The organism is Candidatus Aalborgicola defluviihabitans (assembly GCF_016705985.1).
In the GTDB taxonomy this organism is placed as follows: Bacteria; Pseudomonadota; Gammaproteobacteria; order Burkholderiales; family Burkholderiaceae_C; genus Allorhodoferax; species Allorhodoferax defluviihabitans.
Window position 1 is genome coordinate 94,133 of record NZ_JADJKN010000002.1, and the last position, 21,016, is coordinate 115,148.

17 protein-coding genes and 2 pseudogenes are annotated in these 21,016 nt (G+C 59.7%); 10 read left to right on the forward strand and 9 right to left on the reverse strand.

What is annotated here, in order from left to right:
• Positions 1–26: 26 nt before the first annotated feature.
• A complete protein-coding gene (locus IPI80_RS00815; RefSeq protein WP_413856222.1) occupies positions 27–848 on the reverse strand; it encodes a class I SAM-dependent methyltransferase in 822 nt (273 codons plus the stop codon).
• Between the two features lie 43 nt (positions 849–891).
• On the opposite strand from IPI80_RS00815, the gene IPI80_RS00820 reads away from it, so the two are divergent.
• Entirely contained in the window at positions 892–1,836 is a 945-nt protein-coding gene (locus IPI80_RS00820) for a class I SAM-dependent methyltransferase (RefSeq protein WP_413856224.1), read from the forward strand.
• Here IPI80_RS00820 and IPI80_RS00825 read toward each other — a convergent pair.
• From IPI80_RS00825 to IPI80_RS00835, 3 genes are read right to left on the reverse strand one after another with little or no spacing between them, the layout of a single operon-like run.
• On the reverse strand, positions 1,775–2,266 hold the full coding sequence (locus tag IPI80_RS00825; RefSeq protein ID WP_413856226.1) for a class I SAM-dependent methyltransferase: 492 nt from the start codon (positions 2,264–2,266) through the stop codon (positions 1,775–1,777). The two genes, IPI80_RS00820 and IPI80_RS00825, sit on opposite strands and share 62 nt — an antisense overlap.
• Entirely contained in the window at positions 2,217–2,636 is a 420-nt protein-coding gene (locus tag IPI80_RS00830; protein ID WP_413856228.1) for a tetratricopeptide repeat protein, read from the reverse strand. The genes IPI80_RS00825 and IPI80_RS00830 overlap by 50 nt, the downstream gene beginning before the upstream one ends.
• Complete coding sequence (locus IPI80_RS00835; protein ID WP_413856230.1) at positions 2,633–7,819, reverse strand: glycosyltransferase; 5,187 nt, start codon at positions 7,817–7,819, stop codon at positions 2,633–2,635. The genes IPI80_RS00830 and IPI80_RS00835 overlap by 4 nt, the downstream gene beginning before the upstream one ends.
• A gap of 378 nt (positions 7,820–8,197) precedes the next feature.
• On the opposite strand from IPI80_RS00835, the gene IPI80_RS00840 reads away from it, so the two are divergent.
• The 5 genes from IPI80_RS00840 to IPI80_RS00860 all read left to right on the forward strand — a co-directional run bounded on the left by IPI80_RS00840 (position 8,198) and on the right by IPI80_RS00860 (position 12,616).
• Positions 8,198–8,800, forward strand: a complete 603-nt coding sequence (locus IPI80_RS00840) for a class I SAM-dependent methyltransferase (protein WP_413856232.1) — start codon at positions 8,198–8,200, stop codon at positions 8,798–8,800.
• A 183-nt stretch (positions 8,801–8,983) separates the two neighbouring features.
• Positions 8,984–9,274, forward strand: coding sequence for a co-chaperone GroES (gene groES / locus IPI80_RS00845; RefSeq protein ID WP_210544423.1), 291 nt, complete (start codon positions 8,984–8,986; stop codon positions 9,272–9,274).
• 165 nt (positions 9,275–9,439) lie between these two features.
• Complete coding sequence (gene groL, locus IPI80_RS00850) at positions 9,440–11,098, forward strand: chaperonin GroEL (RefSeq protein WP_413856235.1); 1,659 nt, start codon at positions 9,440–9,442, stop codon at positions 11,096–11,098.
• 135 nt (positions 11,099–11,233) lie between these two features.
• Positions 11,234–11,572 (forward strand): hypothetical protein, encoded by a 339-nt coding sequence (locus IPI80_RS00855; protein ID WP_413856237.1) that lies wholly within the window; start codon positions 11,234–11,236, stop codon positions 11,570–11,572.
• A 117-nt stretch (positions 11,573–11,689) separates the two neighbouring features.
• Positions 11,690–12,616: a plastocyanin/azurin family copper-binding protein gene (locus IPI80_RS00860; RefSeq protein ID WP_413856239.1), complete on the forward strand. Its 927-nt coding sequence runs from the start codon at positions 11,690–11,692 to the stop codon at positions 12,614–12,616.
• Positions 12,617–12,629: 13 nt separating this feature from the next.
• On the opposite strand, the gene IPI80_RS00865 is transcribed toward IPI80_RS00860, so the two are convergent.
• The 3 genes from IPI80_RS00865 to tal all read right to left on the reverse strand — a co-directional run bounded on the left by IPI80_RS00865 (position 12,630) and on the right by tal (position 15,201).
• Positions 12,630–13,895, reverse strand: a complete 1,266-nt coding sequence (locus tag IPI80_RS00865; RefSeq protein ID WP_413856241.1) for a winged helix-turn-helix domain-containing protein — start codon at positions 13,893–13,895, stop codon at positions 12,630–12,632.
• Positions 13,896–13,922: 27 nt separating this feature from the next.
• Positions 13,923–14,105: a hypothetical protein gene (locus IPI80_RS00870; protein ID WP_413856243.1), complete on the reverse strand. Its 183-nt coding sequence runs from the start codon at positions 14,103–14,105 to the stop codon at positions 13,923–13,925.
• 148 nt (positions 14,106–14,253) lie between these two features.
• Complete coding sequence (gene tal / locus IPI80_RS00875; protein ID WP_413856245.1) at positions 14,254–15,201, reverse strand: transaldolase; 948 nt, start codon at positions 15,199–15,201, stop codon at positions 14,254–14,256.
• 65 nt (positions 15,202–15,266) lie between these two features.
• Here tal and IPI80_RS00880 point away from each other — a divergent pair.
• Both IPI80_RS00880 and IPI80_RS00885 read left to right on the forward strand, forming a co-directional pair.
• A pseudogene (locus tag IPI80_RS00880) lies at positions 15,267–16,304 on the forward strand (hypothetical protein).
• Between the two features lie 40 nt (positions 16,305–16,344).
• A pseudogene (locus IPI80_RS00885) lies at positions 16,345–17,008 on the forward strand (hypothetical protein).
• On the opposite strand, the gene IPI80_RS00890 reads toward IPI80_RS00885, so the two are convergent.
• A complete protein-coding gene (locus IPI80_RS00890) occupies positions 17,005–17,955 on the reverse strand; it encodes a porin (protein ID WP_413856247.1) in 951 nt (316 codons plus the stop codon). The pseudogene IPI80_RS00885 and the gene IPI80_RS00890 overlap by 4 nt on opposite strands.
• 247 nt (positions 17,956–18,202) lie before the next feature.
• On the opposite strand from IPI80_RS00890, the gene coq7 reads away from it, so the two are divergent.
• Positions 18,203–18,826: a 2-polyprenyl-3-methyl-6-methoxy-1,4-benzoquinone monooxygenase gene (gene coq7, locus IPI80_RS00895; RefSeq protein ID WP_413857552.1), complete on the forward strand. Its 624-nt coding sequence runs from the start codon at positions 18,203–18,205 to the stop codon at positions 18,824–18,826.
• Between the two features lie 21 nt (positions 18,827–18,847).
• On the opposite strand, the gene IPI80_RS00900 is transcribed toward coq7, so the two are convergent.
• On the reverse strand, positions 18,848–19,297 hold the full coding sequence (locus IPI80_RS00900; RefSeq protein WP_413856249.1) for an OsmC family protein: 450 nt from the start codon (positions 19,295–19,297) through the stop codon (positions 18,848–18,850).
• Between the two features lie 81 nt (positions 19,298–19,378).
• Between IPI80_RS00900 and ilvA the strand changes: the two genes are divergently transcribed.
• Positions 19,379–20,986: a threonine ammonia-lyase, biosynthetic gene (ilvA, locus tag IPI80_RS00905; RefSeq protein ID WP_413856251.1), complete on the forward strand. Its 1,608-nt coding sequence runs from the start codon at positions 19,379–19,381 to the stop codon at positions 20,984–20,986.
• Positions 20,987–21,016 lie beyond the last annotated feature (30 nt).

Below are 21,016 nucleotides of genomic sequence, written 5' to 3' on the forward strand. Positions count from 1 at the left end.
CAGTTCGACCACGGCCTGTCGAAACCCTAGCAGCGCTGCATCCAGAAACTCCCCCCCGCGCCCAGACCCGGACAACGTGGGAAAACCGAGCAAACCGCCTCACGGTGGCGACTCAACATGTAGTGCGCCATCCACACCACGCGCCAGTCGGTGTTGAACATCAAAAAGGCGTGCAATAGGTATTGCTCGGTCCAGCTTCGTTCCTCATCAATCACCCAAGGCTTGGGGTACTCGTCCGGCAGGAAGATGTCGTGCAGGTGCACATACACCCCTGACTTGAGTCGTGGCAGCACCTCAAAGAAAAGATGGTTCACATCGCTTCCGGCCTTGGACACGTGGGACGAATCGATGAACAGCAGGTCGCCCGCCTCCAGTTGGGCAAACACCGCTAGATCGGTTTCCTCCACGCGTGACGGTAGCAGCCGCGTGATGCCCTCCACACCCGCGCGAAGGAAATCACGGGGGTACGGTTCGATGCAAGTAATGTCCAGCGCGCCGCCAAACACGTCGACGTTCGCATCCGCCATCACCAGGGACGAAAACCCCGAGCCCACCTCCACAATGCGTTTCGGCCTGAACAGGCACAACGCGCCATAGAGGAACTCGGCGTCAAGCACCGGGAACATGCCATTCATGTAATAGTAGCGGCCCGGCTCAGCAGGCGCTTCCACCGGATAGTGAAGGGTGACCAGGTGGGGGCGGAGCCGTTTCAGCAAGGCAAGCTGGGCTGGCACCTGGGTGTCAACACCCGAGAGGCTTTCCCGAAGGGCCCAGACCCTGTCCTCCCGTTTCAGCAGGTCGACGGGGTCAGGGATCGACGAATAAAAATGTCCTGGCGGAAAGCCCATGCCGCATCCTTTAGGAGAGACGCCCATTGTAAGATTGAGCCTGATGCTCGATTCTCACCTCTCCGACCGGCTCGATGCCGTATGGGGCAACCCACATTCATGGGTCGCCAACGGCCTGCAATGGACTCATCTGGAAGAAGTCCGGACGCTGATCAATCGCAGGGTCAGCGGCGACGCGTCAATCGGGCCGCTCGCGTGGTTCGCGCAGCACCTTGCAGCGGCGGGCGCCTTGCCGCTGCGCCGCGTGCTGGTACTGGGTTGCGGCGCCGGGCGGGTCGAACGCGATCTGCATGAAAATGGATGGGCCCGCGAGATCGTGGCTTTCGACCTGTCCCCCAAGGTACTAGCGGTGGCCCGCGAAAGCGCCGCTGGCATCGCGTCGATCGAATACGTTCAGGCCAACATGGATAACCTGCCGCTCGGTGAGCCGCCTTTTCTTTCAGGCAGCTTTGACGCCGTTCTGGGCGTGGCCAGCGTGCACCATTGCTCCCAACTGCGGCAGCTTTTCAGCGTCGTCGCGCAGTTGCTGACACCCGGAGGCTGGTTTTTCCTCGACGAATACGTAGGCCCCGACCGGTTCCAGTTTTCCCCCAACAACATGGAGCAAATTTGCGCGCTGGCGGACCTGCTGCCCGAGCGACTGCTGACCACGCGCTCGGGTGGGATCAAGCGAGGCTTTCGTGCGCCGACCGTAGATGAGGTAATCGCGGTGGACCCGAGCGAAGCCGTCTGCTCGTCGCAGATCCTGCCACTTCTGGGCGAGTATTTCGAGATCATGATGCAACGACCCTATGGTGGCTCGGTGTTGCATCTGCTGCTCGCCGACGTGGCGCAGAACTTTCAGTCGCCGGAAGCCGGGCCGTGGCTGCAGGCCCTGATCGCCACCGAAGAAGATCTCGACCGGCTGGGGAGACTTGAGCACCATTTCAGCTGCGTGATTGCACGCCCGCGTCCAGAAGCCACCGACTCACCGCATTCGCTTCGCTGAGTCCCAGTGGCCCTACCACTGCCCCGGGCCGCTCGACAATGCGTTGCGCGCTAAGCCGCGCATACACCTCAACAATCTGCGACTTTCGTTCGTACAGCACGTCGGAGCGCGGGTTCAGCCCAGTTATCAGCGTGAGGCCTGTCGGCGCGATAGGCAGGGTCAGCAATCGCAGCTCGGGCCGCAACGCGTTGAGGCAGGGCACGAGCTTCCAGCCGTCACCGGTATAAAACCCGGATTGCCGCTCTGCGGTGGCGGTCACGTTGGTCAGCGGCAAGGTGTCGTGCAGCACGACCAAAGCGCTTGGCGCAGCCCACTTTTCAAGGCCAATGTAATCCTCCAGCACGCTCTGGAAGCGATGATCCCCGTCGACACAGGCCAGATCAAAACCCTGCTCCCTCAGCCCGCAGTCCGCAGTCCGCAGGTGGATCACTCAGGAATTCCGCGCTGGTCTGACGATACAGGCTTGCCGCCGCATTGCAGGCCGCCAGTGGATCGCCCATGGGCGCGGGGTCAACCCCAATGACCCGCGTTGGTGGCAACGCAAGCTTCAGCGACTCACCCCTTTCCACACCGATCCCCACATACAGCCGTGGCTGCAGCTCGCCGTGCAGCCATGCCAGCCAGTGGAGGTAGTCTGGCCCAGGCCACCGCAGTTGCGCCAACTCCAGATGCACTGTGGCCAGATTGGGCTCCTGCGCCAACGCTTCCCAAAGAACCGCTTCCGCCTGTGCCTCCTGCCCCCTGGCCCGCAAAAACCTGACGCGCTTCAGCGTGGGCTGCTCCAACGGGTGAGGTTTCATGCGTCTCCCTCTGCAGCCTGGTACAGCACCCGACGCAGCGCCCGCCCGAAAAGGTCGGGGTTGTAGCGCAACGCACACTGCTCCCATGCGGCGGACTGCTGACGCTCCCACACCGCGTCGTCTTCCAGCAGGCGGGCAATTGCGGCGGCAAAAGCCCTGGCGTCGCGGGCACCCACAATGTCCAGCCCGTCGCGCCAAGCCAGTTGGCGCACCAGCAAGGCTGAGGCTACTGTGGGAATACCGTTGGCAGCGGCCTCAATCACCTTTGCCGGAACGCCGCCCGCAAATCGCACCGGTGCAATGAACACTCGGGCGGCGTCATAGTGCGGCTCTAGCGTTTCTTGCGGCCCCAACACCATCACCTCGGGCCCCACGAGGGCCGCCACCTGATCAGAAAGACACACACCCACCACCGACAGAAGTGGCGGCGACGCCAGTCGCCTACGCAGCAACGGCATCACTTTGCGGATGAACCAGAGTAGGCCGTCTTCATTGGGCGTACCAGGATGCAGGGCACCCACAAATAGCATGCCGCTGCGGGTTGCGACGCCGGGGGCGTTACGCCGCACCGGCGTGCTGTGACTGAGAACCTCCACCCGGTGGCCTGCGGCCTCGAAATATCGGGCGTCGCGCTGCGAAACCACAAGCACATCACTGGCGCCGGCTGCCAAAGACATCTCAGCATCCATCCGGGCCTGCGCTGCAACCCGCGAAAGTGGATGACCCTGCACACCCGCCATGGCGACCTCACGCAGCGCGAAAAGCGCTTCCGCGTCATAGACCAGCCGCATACCAGCAAAAAGATCCGGCCGTCGCCGGCGCAAGGGTTTAATGGCGTCCAGGTTGGTAGGCCGGCTAACCAGCAGAACGTCGTATACACCAAGGCGCCGCTCCAGGAACGATTCAAGCCCGTCCAGCCCGTAGCCCAGTGCGACTTCGACGCTGCGCGGAATGGACGCATAGACCGCACGCCAGTTGTCTTGCAGCGTCCAAAGCGGAAACAGAGTCACCGGCCAGTCGTCCAGAGCCTGAAGCATGAGGCGGGCCCGCGGCAGGCCACCGCCTTTGAACATATGCGGGACTTCGTTTTCCAGGAACAGCACACGCGGGCGTCGGGCCTGGTCCTCGGGCGACCGCCACCGGTCGCCATCGAGCGGTAATGCCTGTGGCATAGGTTGCCCTTTGAGCCATGTCGCGTGACGATTTCGGAACACAGCCCGATTGCACTCCATAAGCTGTGTGGCGCTGTCGCCTGTAGCACTGCCCCATTCCAGATGCTCCAGCAACACCGAAGGCTCGTACACGACGCGCAAGCCCGCGCGCCACACCCTTAGACAATAGTCAGTATCTTCGTAATAGGCGGGTGCCAGCGCCACGTCGAAGCCTCCGAGCATGCGCCATACCGGCGCCGGGGTGACCAGAAAAACACCAGAAACATAGTCTGTTGCTCGGGCATGCAGCGCAGCGTGACCAAAGGGATCTTCACCACGACCAATGCCACCAGCCCGCCCATCGTCAAAGACCACGTTACCAGCTTCCTGCAAGCCGCCATCTGTCAGTACCACACGCCCACCCATGGCACCAATGCTGGGGTCTGCATCCATGGCCTTGCAAGCATTAGCGAGCGCGTCCGTCAACAGGATGGCGTCGCTATTGAGGAAAACCAAATACCGGCCTCGTACTGCGCAGGCACCCTGCCGCGCAGCCAGCAGAAACCCCAGGTTGTTTGAATTGCGAATCACGCGCGCCCCACGTAGGCACGCCAGAAGCTCTGGCGTGCGGTCCGTCGAGGCATTGTCAACAATAATAGTCTCGAAGCTTGGGCCACGCTGATCAGCCAGCGCCTGCAGCGTGCGATGCGACAGGCCAGCCTGGTTGAACAGCACCACGACCACAGAGAGGTCGGGTACCACGTCCGAAGGCACAGCCGGAAAGTCCACCACTCGGGGCAGCCGCAGCCAGGTATCCAGAAATTTTTGTGCCTGCATACGTGTGCGAGCCTTGGCGCCATCCGCCGCCGCCAGGTCCTGGTACGCTCCTTTCAGCCGGGCACAGATGGCTTCAATCTGCGAGGCAACGCGCTGTCCGTCCACCAGCGCGGAGCCGAGGATGCGGTCACGCAGCGCCAGACGGTGCGCCGACAGGCCTTCCACATCTGCCACGAGCTTAACCGCGAGTGCGCAGAAACCCTCCACGGTCTCAGCGCTCCAGCACAACAACCCCAGCGACGCCAGCACCGAGGCCCCCTGCCTGGCGCCCACCCATTCACCAGCCAGCGTGACTACCGGCACACCCATCCACAAGGGATCCAGCAGGCTCAGGCCTCCGTTGCCAGGGAAGCTGTCCAGCACCAGATCAACGCGGCCAAACCATGCCAGGTAGTCGGCATGCGGCATGAAGGGGTGGAAAAACACCCGACCAGCGCTAACGCCCTGGGCTTGCATGCACGACAGAATCTCGCAACGCTGGGGCCAGTCGCCCGCCACCTCACCAACGAAGCGGATAGTCGAATTGGGGGTATCGGCCACGATACGCGCATAAGCGGCCAGACATGCGGCACCCAGCTTTAAACCGCGCGCCGTAACGCCATAGGTAACAGAACCCAGGCTGAGCACAGGTGGCGCGCTGACCGCTGGCGCCAGGACGGATGGGTCCCAGCACCACTGTCCGCCTGCAATCCGGCAAACTACCTCGTCATAGTGAACTTCGTGGCATACCGGCACCGATACCTCATCGGCGAGCAGCACATCAAACAGCCCGCCCGCGGAGCCCCAGCACCCCAGCCAGCCCATCTGCACCGGGGCCAAGCGGCGCGCATAGGCCTGCAACAAGGCAAACTGTCCCTGAAACGGGTGAAGGCCGCCAACATCAATCACCACATCGATCCGGTTGGCAGCGCACGATTCGGCCAGGGTATCTATCAGCAGCGGTTGCAGATAGATGTGCGGCGGAAGATCCGGCCACACCTGATTGGTGTACAGGAAGACTTGGGCTCGATCGCCCGAATGGGCCGCCAGCACGCGACGCAACAGACTCTGGTGCAGCTGCCCCGCCATGTAGGCGATGCGTGGCCTCGTATCAAAAGCCAGATTCTGCTTCGAATGCGGCAGACGCGTCAGCCCACTTCTAACCTTGAGGCTGCGGTACCAGTTCCGCGCCTGAAGCGACAAATCCGCCCTGTCAGACCCGGCGCACAGCGAGGCCGCGTACAACATCGCAGCACCATTCCATGGATCTTCATCCAGGTCCTCACGAGCGATCAGGGCGAGGCGGTCCAGATACGACTGCCCCTGCGTGTAAACAGCCTGCTGCAAAGCATCACGCAGGGCATTGCGCAGAACCTCCACGGGGATCAGGCGCAAGAGCGAACGGGCATTCGGCTTGCCCAACCCGACCAAGCGCAAGGTAGTCTTGATCGCATCTGGCGCAAAACGGTCGTGGCGTAGTAGCCGGGCGCACGCATTCAGGGCGTCACCATCACCGGCCTCGGTCAACACGCGGGCCCTGAGCAGCAGGGCGGGTGGCCAGCCGACTTGCGCTTCGAGCAAGGCATCGACACCTGCCAGAGCCGCTGCAAAGTTTCCGGTCCGGCTTTGCGCCTCAGCCAGTTCAAGTCGCGGAGCGGGGTTGTCAGGTTTGCATTCAACAGCGCGCAGAAAGGCGAGTTGGGCCTGCGCCGGCCGGTCGGCACTCAGCATCACCCAGCCCATCTGCCGCAGCGCGTCCACATGGTCTGGCGCCAGACGTAGGGCGGCCTTCACTGCCAGTTCAGCGTCGGCCAGTCGACGCTGTCGCAGCCGCACCTCGGATAATGCGCGCCAGGCCTCTGCCGAATCGGGCGCGTGTGCCACCGCCCGCTCCGCCCAGCCCTGCGCTTCAGCGATCAACTCCGCACGGGTAAAGATGAACGCCGCCTGAATCTGGGCCGGGCTATCGCCCGGCAAGCGCGTCACTAGAGCCCTTACCGCCTCAACGGCGAGGGCCTTGTTGCCAAGTTCCAGCGCCAACCAGCCTTGCATGCGAAGGCCTTCAATGTCGTCGGGCGCCAGGGTGAGTACATGGCGAAGCGTTCGCTGTGCAATCTGCAAACGCCCTCGCCGCCACTGGGCCACGGCCAACAGTCGCCGCAAATCCACCGCATTACGGTGTTGTCGCAAGCGCCTGACCAGCACACGGCGTGCCGCGAGCGTCTCGCCCAAGTCGAGCAGCACCTGGGCCATGAGATCCTGCGCAATCGCATGATCGGGCGCCTGGTCCAATACCATTTCCAGCAGCCACCTAGCGCCCACGAAGCGCTCCCAGCCACGCTGGATCTGCGCCCTGCGAAACATTGCATCAATGAGGCCCGGATCCAATTCGTGTGCGTTGGCCAGCGCTTCATCAGCCTCCTGCAGTTCACCCATGTCCTGTAGGGTTGCACCCAGCAGAAGCCAGGAATCTCCCCGTGAAGGCTGCGCCTGCACCAGATCGCGCGCTAGCCGCTTCGCGCCTTGCCAGTCTCCACGCTTCCAGCAACGGCGCACCGCTTCAGCCACCAGTTCAGCATTCAGTGGCCACTGGTCTAGGGCCTGTCGTAACACGGCCTCGGCCCCGTCCACATCCTGCACCGCCTGCAAACACTGCGCCAGGTGCAGATGCAGCCGGGGCTGTTCGGGCGCGGCAGAATGAAACGCGGTGATGGCTTCACGGTAGGCCTGCACCGCCGATGCGTGGAGCTCGCGCTTCTGCTGCAACCATCCCATTTGCATCCATCGTTGCGGCAATTTCCTTTGCGCAATGGCGTGCGCAGCCCAGTCAGCGGCCTCTTCAATCCGGCCCAGGTCGTGCAGTACCCATGCTAATGCATAGGCCGCTTCATCGAGCGAATCATCGAGCTCGCAGGCGCGCTGAAAAGCCGCGGCTGCAGCAGCCGCGTCACTGCGCCGTTGGTACAGGTAGCCAGCGTACCAATGCAGCGGTGCATACGCAGGAGCATGTTCAAGTGCGGGGAAAAGAACATCTGCGGCCTCGTCGTCCCGACCAGCCTGTATCAGAAAAAAACCAAGAGCAGCAAGGGCCTGGTTTGATGGTCTGCCCCCCGCAGATGCCTGCTGCGCCTCCAAAATCGCGGCGTCCAGCTCACCTGCGGCATAGAGCCGCCAACTTTCCGTAACCCTTTGAAATGCGAAAGAATCGGCGTCCATAAAGTTAATTAATCAACCCGGCGCGCCAGCACGGACAGTCCATTGAGCTGGGTTTCGATGACGCAGCAGTCAAACAAGCCTCCCCAGGCTAATGGCTTTAACAGCAGCACGACTGGGCAAATACGGTACACACACCATCCATTTCAGAGTTCCGCGCCAGTTTACCCAAAGCCTGCGCACGACGGCATTGAAGGTTGCGCAGTGTTGGTCGAGGGTCCCGCCTTCGGCAGGCAGAAATAGCCAGCAAGTACCGGGTGTGTAGCCAAAACCGGTCCTACAATTTGGCAACGGCCTTAACGCCCCCGCAATGCACCCCACCGCCCTGGATAACGGCCGCCTTTTTTTGAATGCTACCTGTATGGTCGCACAGGAGCCACTGTGCTCGACATTGGAGCCCAGGACGTCAACGGCTCGCTTCGGCCACTGGTGCCCGAGGGCTGTCGCTACATTGGCCTGGATTTTGAAGCTGGGCCTGGCGTGGACCTTGTATTGGACGACCCTTACCGCCTGCCGTTTGACGCAGGATCAGTGGACACGGTGGTCAGCAGCTCATGTTTCGAACACGTCGAATTCTTCTGGCTCATGTTCAACGAGGTGTTGCGGGTGCTCAAGCCCAACGGCCTGTTTTACCTGAACGTACCGTCCAATGGCGAGTTCCACCGCTACCCTGTGGACTGCTGGCGCTTCTACCCTGATGCCGGCATGGCGCTGGTGAACTGGGCTCATCGCGCAGGCTACAAGCCAGTGCTACTGGAATCGTTCACCACGCGGCAACGCCTCGATATCTGGAACGACTTTGTGTCCGTCTACCTAAAGGATGAGGCAACATTGGCCGCACACCCTCGGCGCATGCTTGATCACATTGGACACTACAGCAACGGTCGGCGGCATGGAAGGCCTAAACTACTGCAACCCGAAGCGGCCCCCGAGGACCTTGCGAAGCTGCAGCGGCTGACGGGCTATAGCAAGCCCCAAAGCTAAGACCGACCTCAGCTGTTGATTTCCGGTGCTGTGCGGTCTTGTAATCCCCATAAAAGGCCTTATCATTAGCACTCGTCGGAGTTGAGTGCTAACATCATCCAATCCGCAAGTTAATGAGCACTAACTCAATGCAGTTGGTGCAAGTTTGAATGTGCAATTGTTTCAAAACCCAGGAGATTTCCCATGAAACTGCGTCCTTTGGCAGACCGCGTGATTGTTAAACGCGTCGAAAACGAAACCAAAACTGCTTCCGGCATCGTCATCCCTGACAGCGCCGCAGAAAAGCCAGATCAAGGCGAAGTCTTGGCCGTTGGCCCAGGCAAGAAGAACGACAAGGGCGAACTGTTGGCCATGAACGTCAAGGTCGGTGACCGCGTTTTGTTTGGCAAGTACAGCGGCCAGACCGTCAAGGTCGACGGCGACGAACTGCTCGTCATGAAAGAAGACGACCTCTTCGCTGTTGTCGAGAAATAAAGCTACTGCGCGAACGCCATGCGTCGTTGCTCCGTGCTCGCCATCCTCACGTACAGAAGTACGTTCCGGTGGCTGTGCGCGGTGCGCCTAGCCTGACGTCCGCTCGCTACGCTTTCTTCCCCAACAACAAGTTTTGTATTTATTTGAAATTATTGGAGTCATATCATGGCAGCAAAAGACGTAATTTTCGGCGGCGAAGCCCGCGCACGCATGGTTGAAGGCGTGAACATTTTGGCCAACGCGGTCAAAGTGACACTGGGCCCCAAGGGCCGCAACGTGGTTCTGGAGCGCTCGTTCGGCGCCCCCACCGTGACCAAGGACGGTGTGTCCGTGGCCAAGGAAATCGAACTCAAAGACAAGCTGCAAAACATGGGTGCGCAGATGGTCAAGGAAGTTGCTTCCAAGACCTCTGACATCGCTGGCGACGGCACCACCACTGCTACCGTGCTGGCACAAGCCATCGTGCACGAAGGCATGAAGTATGTGGCCGCTGGCATGAACCCAATGGACCTGAAGCGCGGCATCGACAAGGCTGTAACAGCCCTGGTCGAAGAACTGAAGAAGGCTTCCAAAGCCACCACCACGTCCAAGGAAATCGCCCAGGTCGGTTCCATCTCTGCCAACAGCGACGAAACCATTGGCAAGATCATTGCAGACGCGATGGACAAGGTCGGCAAAGAAGGCGTGATCACTGTGGAAGACGGCAAGTCCCTCGACTCCGAACTCGAAGTCGTCGAAGGCATGCAGTTTGACCGCGGCTACCTGTCACCCTACTTCATCAACAACCCTGAAAAGCAAGCCGCTTTGCTGGACAACCCGTTTGTGCTGTTGTTCGACAAGAAGATCAGCAACATCCGTGACCTGCTGCCGACCCTGGAACAAGTCGCCAAGGCTGGCCGTCCTCTGTTGATCATTGCTGAAGATGTCGATGGCGAAGCCCTGGCAACTTTGGTGGTGAACACCCTGCGCGGCATCCTGAAGGTTGTGGCTGTCAAGGCTCCTGGCTTTGGTGACCGTCGCAAGGCCATGTTGGAAGACATCGCCATCCTGACCGGTGGCAAGGTCATCGCTGAAGAAATCGGTCTGTCGCTGGAAAAAGTGACTTTGGCTGACCTGGGTACCGCCAAGCGTATCGAAGTGAGCAAAGAAAACACCATCATCATCGACGGTGCGGGTGCTGCTGCTGACATCGAAGCCCGCGTCAAGCAAGTGCGCGTTCAGATCGAAGAAGCCACTTCTGACTACGACCGTGAAAAGCTGCAAGAGCGCGTGGCCAAGTTGGCTGGCGGTGTTGCCGTGATCAAGGTGGGCGCTGCCACCGAAGTCGAAATGAAAGAGAAGAAAGCCCGCGTGGAAGACGCATTGCACGCTACGCGCGCTGCTGTGGAAGAAGGCATTGTGGCTGGCGGCGGCGTGGCTCTGCTGCGCGCCAAGCAAACCGCTGGTGTGGTCAAGGGTGCGAACTCGGACCAGGACCACGGCATTGCTCTGGTGATGAAAGCCATCGAAGCGCCTCTGCGCGAGATCGTGTACAACGCCGGTGGCGAAGCGTCGGTGGTGGTGAACGCCGTGTTGGCCGGCAAGGGCAACTACGGCTTCAACGCAGCCAACGACACCTACGGCGACATGATCGACATGGGTATCCTGGACCCCACCAAGGTGACACGTACTGCACTGCAAAACGCAGCGTCGGTCGCGTCTTTGATGCTGACTACCGAATGCATGGTGGCCGAGTCTCCCAAGGCTGAATCCGGCGGCGGCATGGGCGGTGGTGACATGGGTGGCATGGGCGGCATGGGTGGTATGGGCGGCATGGGCATGTAATTGCCTCGCTGCTGAAGACCATCGGGTTTTCACGCTCCCCAAAGCCTGCAAGGTTTGCGCCTTGCAGGCTTTTTCTATGGGCCATTGTTCTACGGCGCTTGCTATCATGCGGCCATGGTTTGGATACGCTTTCTATTGCTTACTGTATTGCTGGCTCGCATCGCCGCCGGCGCTGCGTGGGCCATGCCGCCAGTGATAGACATGCCATTGCCAGCCAGCCACTCTGTGAGCGCAGCCAATATGCCCTGCCACATGGTAGCCTCGGCAACCGATGCCGAAAGCTCTACTGCCCAGAACGCCACCGCACAGCCCGCCTCGGGCCATACCGGCTGCGGCCACTGCGCGTTGTGTTTTCCGGCGCTGACTATGGCAGTCCATCTGCCTGTCACCGTGGCGGTTTTCAGCGCTCCCACAACGCCTGCAAAGACCAGCTCCCACTGGCAGCCAGCCCCCGATCTGCGTCCACCCATTTAAGACGAAACCGCTGCGCCCACTGCGGCGTGGTACCCATGATCGAAACTCTTGGCGCCACCTTGATGCGCCGCTCGTCCGCATTTTCTGGAGGGTGCAATATTGTTGCGCCCCATCACCATGACACCCAATTTTCAAACCCAACACGCCACCATGCTGTTCAAGTATGCGGGCATCAGTTTTATTTCCGGTGCAGTCAACCACGGCTTTTTCAGTGGCGAACGCTCGCTGTGGACGGGCGGTATCGGTATCGTGCTCTTTGTGCTGGGCGCTGTGTGGGAACACCACCAAACCATGGCAACCGCCGATACACCCCGAAGCTTGGGCAAGGCCCTGCTTTGGGGTACGCTGCTGTCCATTGGGCTGGGGTTTTTTACCGGCGGGTTACAACACTTTCCTGATTCTCCGGCGCGCAGTGCGTGGGTCGTTCCCACTGGCTTCGCAGTGTCGGTCATCGCACTGGCGCTTAACAGCGGTTTTCAGTGGCGGCGTAGCATGGTCTCCTATGGCGTGCTGGTGGGCACAGCGGTTCTTGCAGGAAGCTTTGGTACCGCCCAATGGCTGCAGGCACACCCCGAGTGGGCGGCCGTTGGGGGTGACCACAGCCATCGCGAACCTGCCCCGCTGGTAGCCCAGGTGGTTAGCCGCACAGTGAGCGTCCACATGGATGACACCATGCGCTTTACCCCCGACACCATTGCCGTCCGAGCCGGTGAAACGGTGCGTTTTGTGGTGCACAACGGCGGCACTGCGACCCACGAATTTGTGTTGGGCAGTGACCATGAGATCGCTGAGCACGCTGCACTGATGCGCCAAATGGCCGAAGGCAAAGTCGTGCAGCATCAGCACGGTGGCGGTATTGCGCTGAGTCTGGCGCCCGGTGAAATGGGCGAACTGGTGGTGACGTTTGCGCAACCCGGCGCGCTACAGATTGCCTGCCTGGTGCCCGGCCACTTTGAAGCGGGTATGCGGGGGCGCATCCAGGTCGGCACGCATCCCGTCGATGCGGGATCAGGTCACCACGATATGGCTGGCATGCACCACTGACAACCGCATCGGACTACACCGCACTGGGCAAGTTCTGGATGTGCGCCAGTGCCCGGCGCAAGGCTACGGCCATGCGTGCGGGTTGGGTTACACCGATCATGACTTCCGTTAGCCCCTGCCAGCGGCCAAAGCGCCACAAGGCCAGGGCTACGTCGAGCACCTGTTCGGCATTCCAGCCCTTTGGGCCTTGGCTGTACAGGCGCTTGACTTCAAGCACGCCGTCGCCACGGTGTGCCTTGGCATCGAGGCGGCCGATCAACTCGCCACGGCACAGAATGGGGAGCACGAAGTAGCCGTGCACGCGTTTCGCCTCGGGGGTGTAGCACTCCAGCCGGTAGTCAAAGTCAAACAGGGTCAGGGCACGCTCGCGGTCCCACACCACCGGGTCAAACGGCGACAGAACAGCCGTGTGCTGTGCCTGCAGCACACCACGCATGGCCTTTTTGAGCAGCGTCTGGTGGCTGTGGTGCACGTAGGCAGGGGCATCCCACCCGTCAACCACAACGCGGTGCAGGGTGCCGGCCTCGACCAGCGGTTGCAGGTCGGCGTCTTTCAGGCGTGGTTTGATCCGAAAGTAATCGTTGACCCAGCGGGCCTGGGCAATGCCCAGCGCGATCACGGATTTTTCGATGAACTGACGGTGGACCATGGCGGGATCTGGGCTCTGCCCTGCGGCCTCCTGCGTCAACGCGTGCGGGGCAACGCGACGAGTCAATTCATAGACGCGGTGAAAATTCTCGCGCCGGGCCACCATCAGCTCGCCACTGGCAAACAGCGCTTCCAGCCAGCGCTTTTCATCCTTCCAGGCCCACCAGGCTCCACCCTGCCCTTCTGTGCGTTCAAAGTCCGACGACTTGACCGGGCCTACGTCCGCAATATGCGCCAGCAGCTTGTTCAGATGCCTGGACTGGTGTGCGTAGGTTTTCTTCGCATGGTTAAGCCCCCAGTGCTGACGCAAGCTGCGGTTGTAGGCACGGTGCAGGAGCAGATCATCAGCCGGCGCAAAACAGGCTTCATGGGCCCAGGTCTCAAATACCTGTCCGCCGCTCAGAGCCGCTTCCAGCCAGTGGTTTGGGTAGTCCCCCAATCGGGAAAAAAGCACCAGATAGGGACTGCGTGCCACCACGTGGATCGTGTCGATTTGCAGCAACTGCATGCGCGCAATGCACTGGTGCAGCGCATTGGCCGTGGCGCGTGAGGAAGGGTGCTCCAGCAGGCCTTGTGCCCCAAGGTGCAGGGCACGGGCCTGAGCCAGGGTGAGGAAAGGATTTGTCAACACGGCCCGTGCACCACGCGATACACGACGTCAACCGGGCCAAAAGGCCGGCGTCAAATCGTCCATCACGTGAGTGCCAGCTAAAAATTCACGCAAGGCCGTTTCACCAATGGCGATGGCAAGCGGGAGCCCAATGCTGGACCCGACCGAATAGCGGACACCCAGCGCCAGCATGGCATTGCGCGAGGCATGCAACTGTTGCAACTTATTCACTACATTTTTAATAGCTGATTGCGCAGTATCCACGAGGGCTAGAGCCGAATTTCGCAACAACCTATGCGTGGCGGCGCGCAGGTCACATCGTTGTCGCGTAATGGCCTGCATCGGTTGTAGTCCAGGTACTGACGCGCCGGGCAGCGTTTCAGGCCGCCAACAGCAATTGATCTAGTTTCACCGCATCGGCGCAGAATGCGCGTATGCCCTCGGCCAGCTTCTCGGTGGCCATAGCGTCCTCATTCAGCGCCAGACGAAAAGCGTATTCGTCCAGCACCTGGTGTTTCAGATCGGACTGGCGGGCCGTTGCAGGGTCGAGTGCGCGCACCAACGGTGCATTGGTGGTCGCCAGGGTGGCCAGCAAGTCGGGGCTGATGGTGAGCAGGTCGCAACCCGCCAACGCCGTGATTTGGCCCACATTGCGAAAGCTCGCTCCCATCACTTCTGTGGCAATCTCAAACCGCTTGTAGTAGTTGTAGATTTGGGCGACTGAACGCACGCCGGGGTCGTTGGCACCCGCGTTGTCAGCCTCCACCCACGCAGCACCCGCAGACTTTTTGTACCAGTCGTAAATGCGGCCCACAAAGGGCGAAATCAGCTGAACCTTGGCTTGTCCGCAGGCCACGGCCTGGCAAAACGAAAACAACAAGGTCAGGTTGGTGCGAATGCCATCACGTTCCAGTCGTTTGGCCGCCTCAATACCTTCCCAAGTGGCGGCTACTTTGATCAACACCCGGTCAATGTGGATGCCCTCTGCCTGGTACAACTCGGCAATACGCCAACCGCGGGACACGGTGGCACTGGTGTCAAAGCTCAGGCGGGCGTCGACTTCGGTCGACACACGCCCCGGAATGATGGACAAAATTTCGCAGCCAAAGCGCACCAACAGCCGGTCCATCACCTCGTCCACCGCACGGTCACGAAACCGGTTGACGGTTTCCCTGAGCAATGGCGCATATTCCGGCTTTTGTACCGCCTTGAGGATGAGCGAGGGGTTAGTGGTAGCGTCTTGCGGCTGGAACTGCGCCATTTGCTTGAAATCACCGGTGTCGGCGACCACAGTGGTGAATTGCTTGAGTGCGTCGAGTTGGTTCATGTTTGAATTATCCGATGAAACAAAGTGACAGCGCAGTGTGTCTTTTCATGTAACTTCAGCAACCTATGAGTTTTGATCTTATCTTGTTCGGTGGCACAGGTGATCTGACATGGCGCAAGCTGATGTCTGCTTTGTTTCAGGCCTTTCGCCATGGCAATATGCCAGACCGTGCGCGCATCATTGGCGTTGGACGCGATGATCTGAGCGACACGCAATACCGCGCACTCATCCAGTCACGATTTGACAACGTTTAGCCAGCCAAGCGTCCCAACACGGACGAATTCTCCCGTTTTGCGGCCCTGCTGGAGTATGTCCGCATGAACTTGTCCCAGCCTAACGACTACCCCAGTCTGGCTGCGAGCCTGCTGGCCTGCATGGTCTACATCGACCTCAACCCGGTGCGATTTGGGACGAGAAGCTCAAAGTGCTGCGCTCGCTCAAACCGTGGACCACAGAATCACTGGCACAAGATGTGGTGCGCGGCCAATACGCCAGCGGCAGTATCGATGGCGCCAAGTTGCCGGCGTACCGCGAAGAGCCAGGCGTCAACCCACTGAGCAATACCGAGACGTTTGTGGCGCTACGCACCGAGATTGCCAACTGGCGCTGGGCTGGTGTGCCCTTTTGAATCCGCACCGGCAAGCGCGTGGCTGGCCGCGATGCGCGCATCGTGATTAACTTTCACCCAACGCCCCACGCAATCTTCAACACCCAAATCGAGGTGGCGAACCGCTGATCATCAATCTTCAACCCAAAGACGGTCTGGAATTGCATTTGATGGCGCAGGGTCAGGCCAACCGGCAAAGCCCCCTGGGCGGCGCAAACCCTGGTTCCGGTACAGCTTGACCTTGATTTTGACAAACGCGTGGGCACTGAACGGGTGGGCGCCTGTGAGCGACTGCTGCTGGACGTGATTGATGGTCGCTTAAACCTGTTTGTACGCAGCGACGAGCAAGACGAGGCCTGGCGGCGCTGGGTAGAGCATCTGCTCAACCATTGCTCTGGCGACGCCCAGCCCCTGCGCCTGTATGCTGCCGGAACCCTGGGGGCCAATTGCGTCCAGCGCGATGAATGCATGCGATGGCTTTTGCTGGGCAGAATAATCATGAGTTGCCAGCCATGCTAGACCGTGTATAAGCTGCTCTGCCATCACTGGCCCCTTCAGAGCAGTCCGTGGGCAAGCTGTGCCAGGCTGACCCCACGGTTTTTGCCAAATTGCCAGTGAGTGTTCTGGCCAATCGGTCACACGTGAACAAACCAACCGTCGTCCGCTTTGGCCGTGGCCTGACGTGATGGTCGAGGTGATCGGACAACACGGTTGCTCGGGCAATTGCCGCCCTGATGTTCGCATACGATGGCAGGGCAGCACATTCAGCTTTTTTTAGTGTCGGCAATTCTCGCGCAGTGGCCCAAGCTGCACAGCATAAATTCTTCCGCGTGGGCATTCACACAATTACCTACAGCGATGGACAGATGCAGGTGATGAGCGCAACCTCCATCGTCGTTACCGTCAGCGAATCGCCACTGGCCAGTGCCGGTCATGTCGAGCTGAGTTCCGACCACCCAGAAGGTTTTTGACAAGTACAGTCCCATGGTGTCACGCTTGCTGCACATGATGATCATCGACATCCTGGCCACCTGTATGGCACTGACCAATGTTGGTGACACACTACAGCCGCTGCTGCGCGAGATGAAGGGCAACCTGCGCAGCAAACGCTGCACCTGGAATGTAAAAACCCCCGCTGCGTTGCCGCAACGGGGGTTTGGTCTCTTAACCATTAGCTGGCAGATGCCAGCGTCAGTTTAGAAGTTGTGACGAACGCCAATGCCGTAGATGTCGGCGTCAACAGCGGACTTGCCACCTGCCTTGTTAGACTTGCCGTCACGACGGTAGTCGAAGTAAGCGGTAGTGCGCTTGCTCAGGCTGTAGCCAGCGTACAGCAGGTAGTCGGTGTCATCAAAGCCGGTGTCTTGAGCGACGTCAACCGTGAAAGCCCATGGGCCAACGGGAACGCGAGCACCCAGGGACCAACCTTGCGAAGGACCAGCAGCATCTTGGAAGGAACCAGCCAGGATGAAGGCGCCGAAGTTGTAGCTAGCACCCAAAGAGTAGTTGCCGTCGGTGGAAGCACCAGGTGCAACCTTGTCGTTCTTCCAGTAGGACAGGCCAACTGCCAAAGGACCAGCGGCGTAGATAGCGTTAGCATCCAACTTGCTACCCAGACCACCATTTTCCATACCGTCCAACTCGGTCACGTAGCCCAGAGTTGCCGAGAAACCACCCATGTTGGGGGTGGTGTAGCTGAACTCGCGGCTGTTACGCGAACCGCCGCCAGCAAAACCGAACTGGTTAGCAACAGCGGAGAAGTTGGCAGCGCCAGTCAGTTCCCAAGCAGCAACGCCGAAGAAGGAAGGAGACAGGGTACGGCCAGCCTTGATACGGCCGAAACCACCGTCCAGAGCCATGTAAGCGTAACGACCGCTGGCAACGTCAGCAGCGCCAGTGGAGTAGTCGATGTTTTGCTCGAACTGGGCAGTAGCCTTCATGCCGCCGCCGAGGTCTTCAACAACCTTGATGCCCCAACGGCTGTTGCCGTCGTTCTGAGCGTCATTGGTCTTCATGTTGGCGTCGCTCTTGACGCCAGTTGCATTCACGGCACCCAGTGCAATATCAGCCACGCCGTACAGGGTAACTTGCGCCATGGCGGCGCTGGAAGCGGCCAAAACGGCCAAAGCGATGAGGGTTTTTTTCATTTCGGGTTTCTCAAAAAGGTTAAACAGCGGGCTCCGGTCCGACGGGATTGGAACCCCGGGCCAACCTCCTAGTTCAGGAAGTTGGGTCTATTGCACCAGACCGCTGCCTGTTTGGCAAAGCATTGCCCTTAAAAAGGGCCGAAAAGTCCGATTTCCCCTAGTATCCGTTGCTGGGTTGCAACAATTTGTTTTCCCACCTCCTGTCACAGAATCACGCTAGACTGTGACACTGTTCAAATTCCGGAGATTGACCATCGATTCGCTGCTAAATGCTGCAGATTGCGCCCTGCGCACCTTGTTTGCAAAGCCCCGTGCAAAGCATGCCAGCCCCTCGGCAACCGAATCAACCGGGCCGTTGTCACCTGACGAGAGCCGCCAGGCGGCGGCATTAATGCGGGTAAACCATGTGGGCGAAGTTTGTGCACAGGCGTTATATACGTCCCAGGCATTGGCAACCCGAAACTCGGCATTGCGGGTCCATTTTACGCAAGCGTGCCGTGAAGAAACAGACCATTTGGCCTGGACTGCAGACCGCTTAAGCGAACTGGGTTCCCGCCCTTCCCTGCTGAATCCGTTGTGGTATGCCGGAGCGTTCGGGTTGGGTCTGCTGGCAGGCCGGCTGGGTGACCCGGTCAGCTTGGGTTTTGTGGTGGAAACAGAGCGTCAAGTAGGCGCACACTTACAAAGTCATCTTGAACTATTGCCGAAGGCAGACCATGCTTCGCGGGCAATTGTGGCGCAGATGCAATCCGATGAGTTGCATCACGCCGAGGCCGCCAGGACCGCCGGCGCTATGGATTTGCCAGCATCCGTGAAAGGCATGATGCGCGCTGCGGCCAAGGTCATGACGACCGTCGCGCACCACGTCTAAACCGTCAAATTCAGGGTTGAATCAGGCTTCAATCACTTCAAAACTAGTTACGATTTCAGCAGTCTTGGCCAGCATGATGCTGGCAGAACAGTATTTTTCGTGGCTCATGGCAACTGCCCGTTCGACCGCAGCAAGCGGTATGCCTTTACCTGTTACGGTAAAGTGCATTTGGATTTTGGTAAATACTTTTGGGTCCGTTGGTGCCCGTTCAGCTGACAGCTTGACGGTACAACCCTGAACCGTATGGCGACCGCGTTTTAAGATCAGTACCACGTCATAGGCCGTGCAACCACCGGTACCTGCCAACAGGGTTTCCAGTGGTCGGGGCGCCAAGTTTTGCCCACCATTTTCCGGCTTATCCGCATCCAGGGCCCCATCCATAACCAAGGTATGTCCGCTACCGGTTTCCGCCACGAACCCCATGCCCGAACGGGTATTCAAGCCGCCGGTCCAACTGACTGTGCATTCCATCGTTTCATTCCTTGGCAACTGTCATCAACCGAATCTACGGTATGACGCCGATTATCATGCGGGAACACCCCATTGCCTGCCATGACGACCAAATCCCCAAAACCACTCACCCCCGCTGACTATCTCAAGAAAATATTGACTGCGCGCGTCTACGACGTCGCCACTGAGTCTGCTCTGGAGCCAGCCAAACAACTGGGCAAGCGCTTGCACAACACCGTGTTGCTTAAGCGCGAAGACCAGCAGCCGGTGCGCAGCTTCAAGTTGCGGGGTGCTTACAACAAGATGGCTCAGCTCAGTTCTGAGCAATTGAAAAAGGGTGTTATTTGTGCCTCCGCCGGCAACCACGCTCAGGGCGTTGCCCTGAGCGCATCCCGACTGGGTACCCGCGCAGTCATCGTGATGCCCACCACCACGCCCCAAGTCAAGATTGACGCCGTGCGTGGTTTTGGCGGGGAAGTTGTTTTGCACGGGGATAGCTACTCCGACGCTTATACCCACTCGCTGACACTGCAAAGCAAGCAAGGGCTGACCTTTGTACACCCGTTCGACGACCCGGACGTCATTGCCGGACAGGGCACCATTGCCATGGAAATGCTGCGCCAGGTCCAAACGCTGCACATGCGCACCGCACCGCTGGCAAGTGGCACGCCCACGCCTCCGGCCTTAGACGCAGTATTTGTTGCCATTGGCGGCGGCGGCCTGGTGGCCGGCGTGGCGAACTACCTCAAGGCGGTGGATCCGCGCATCAAAGTCATCGGTGTGCAGATGAACGACTCCGACGCAATGATTCAGTCAGTTGCCGCAAAAAGGCGCGTCACCTTGCCAGATGTGGGCCTGTTCTCGGATGGCACTGCTGTCAAGCTGGTCGGCGAGGAGACTTTCCGAATCGCGCGTGGCTTGGTCGACGAATTCATGACGGTGGATACTGATGCAGTGTGCGCCGCCATCAAAGACATCTTCGTGGACACCCGCAGCATTGTGGAGCCCGCCGGTGCTTTGGCAGTGGCCGCCATCAAACAGTATGTGGCTAAAAACAAGACGCGTGGCGAAACCTACGCTGCCATTCTGTGTGGCGCCAATATGAACTTTGACCGACTTCGTTTTGTTGCCGAACGGGCCGAAGTGGGCGAAGAGCGTGAGGCCTTGTTGGCGGTGACGATTCCAGAAGAGCGCGGGAGTTTCAAGCGCTTTTGCGAGTTGATTGGTGGTTTGCCAGGTGGTCCTCGCAACGTGACCGAATTCAACTATCGCATCAGCGACGCAACCAAAGCCCACGTGTTCGTCGGTCTGACCACGCATGGCAAGGGCGAGTCCGCCAAAATCGCCACCAACTTCACGCGCCACGGATTTCAGACCCTGGATCTCACCCACGATGAATTGGCCAAGGAACATATCCGCCACATGGTGGGAGGGCATTCCACCCTGGCTGAGAACGAACGTCTGCTGCGCTTTGTGTTCCCCGAAAGGCCCGGAGCATTACTCAAGTTTTTGAACCTAATGCGCCCCAACTGGAACATCAGCCTGTTTCACTACCGCAACCAAGGTGCGGACTATGGGCGCATACTGGTTGGCCTGCAGGTTCCCAAGGCGGACGACAGGGCATTTGCAAAGTTCTTGCAGACCTTGGACTACCCCTACGTGGAAGAATCGGATAACCCGGTGTACCGCATGTTCTTGCGGCAGCAGTAAGACCGTCGCACCTAGACAGGACGAACCAAC

Excerpts from the sequence above, each read along its gene's own strand:
- IPI80_RS00815 (WP_413856222.1), bottom strand. The coding sequence starts at position 848 with ATGGGCTTTCCGCCAGGACATTTTTATTCGTCGATCCCTGACCCCGTC.
- IPI80_RS00820 (WP_413856224.1), top strand. The coding sequence starts at position 892 with ATGCTCGATTCTCACCTCTCCGACCGGCTCGATGCCGTATGGGGCAAC.
- IPI80_RS00830 (WP_413856228.1), bottom strand. The coding sequence starts at position 2,636 with ATGAAACCTCACCCGTTGGAGCAGCCCACGCTGAAGCGCGTCAGGTTT.
- IPI80_RS00835 (WP_413856230.1), bottom strand. The coding sequence starts at position 7,819 with ATGGACGCCGATTCTTTCGCATTTCAAAGGGTTACGGAAAGTTGGCGG.
- groES (WP_210544423.1), top strand. The coding sequence starts at position 8,984 with ATGAAACTGCGTCCTTTGGCAGACCGCGTGATTGTTAAACGCGTCGAA.
- groL (WP_413856235.1), top strand. The coding sequence starts at position 9,440 with ATGGCAGCAAAAGACGTAATTTTCGGCGGCGAAGCCCGCGCACGCATG.
- IPI80_RS00860 (WP_413856239.1), top strand. The coding sequence starts at position 11,690 with ATGACACCCAATTTTCAAACCCAACACGCCACCATGCTGTTCAAGTAT.
- tal (WP_413856245.1), bottom strand. The coding sequence starts at position 15,201 with ATGAACCAACTCGACGCACTCAAGCAATTCACCACTGTGGTCGCCGAC.
- IPI80_RS00890 (WP_413856247.1), bottom strand. The coding sequence starts at position 17,955 with ATGAAAAAAACCCTCATCGCTTTGGCCGTTTTGGCCGCTTCCAGCGCC.
- IPI80_RS00900 (WP_413856249.1), bottom strand. The coding sequence starts at position 19,297 with ATGGAATGCACAGTCAGTTGGACCGGCGGCTTGAATACCCGTTCGGGC.
- ilvA (WP_413856251.1), top strand. The coding sequence starts at position 19,379 with ATGACGACCAAATCCCCAAAACCACTCACCCCCGCTGACTATCTCAAG.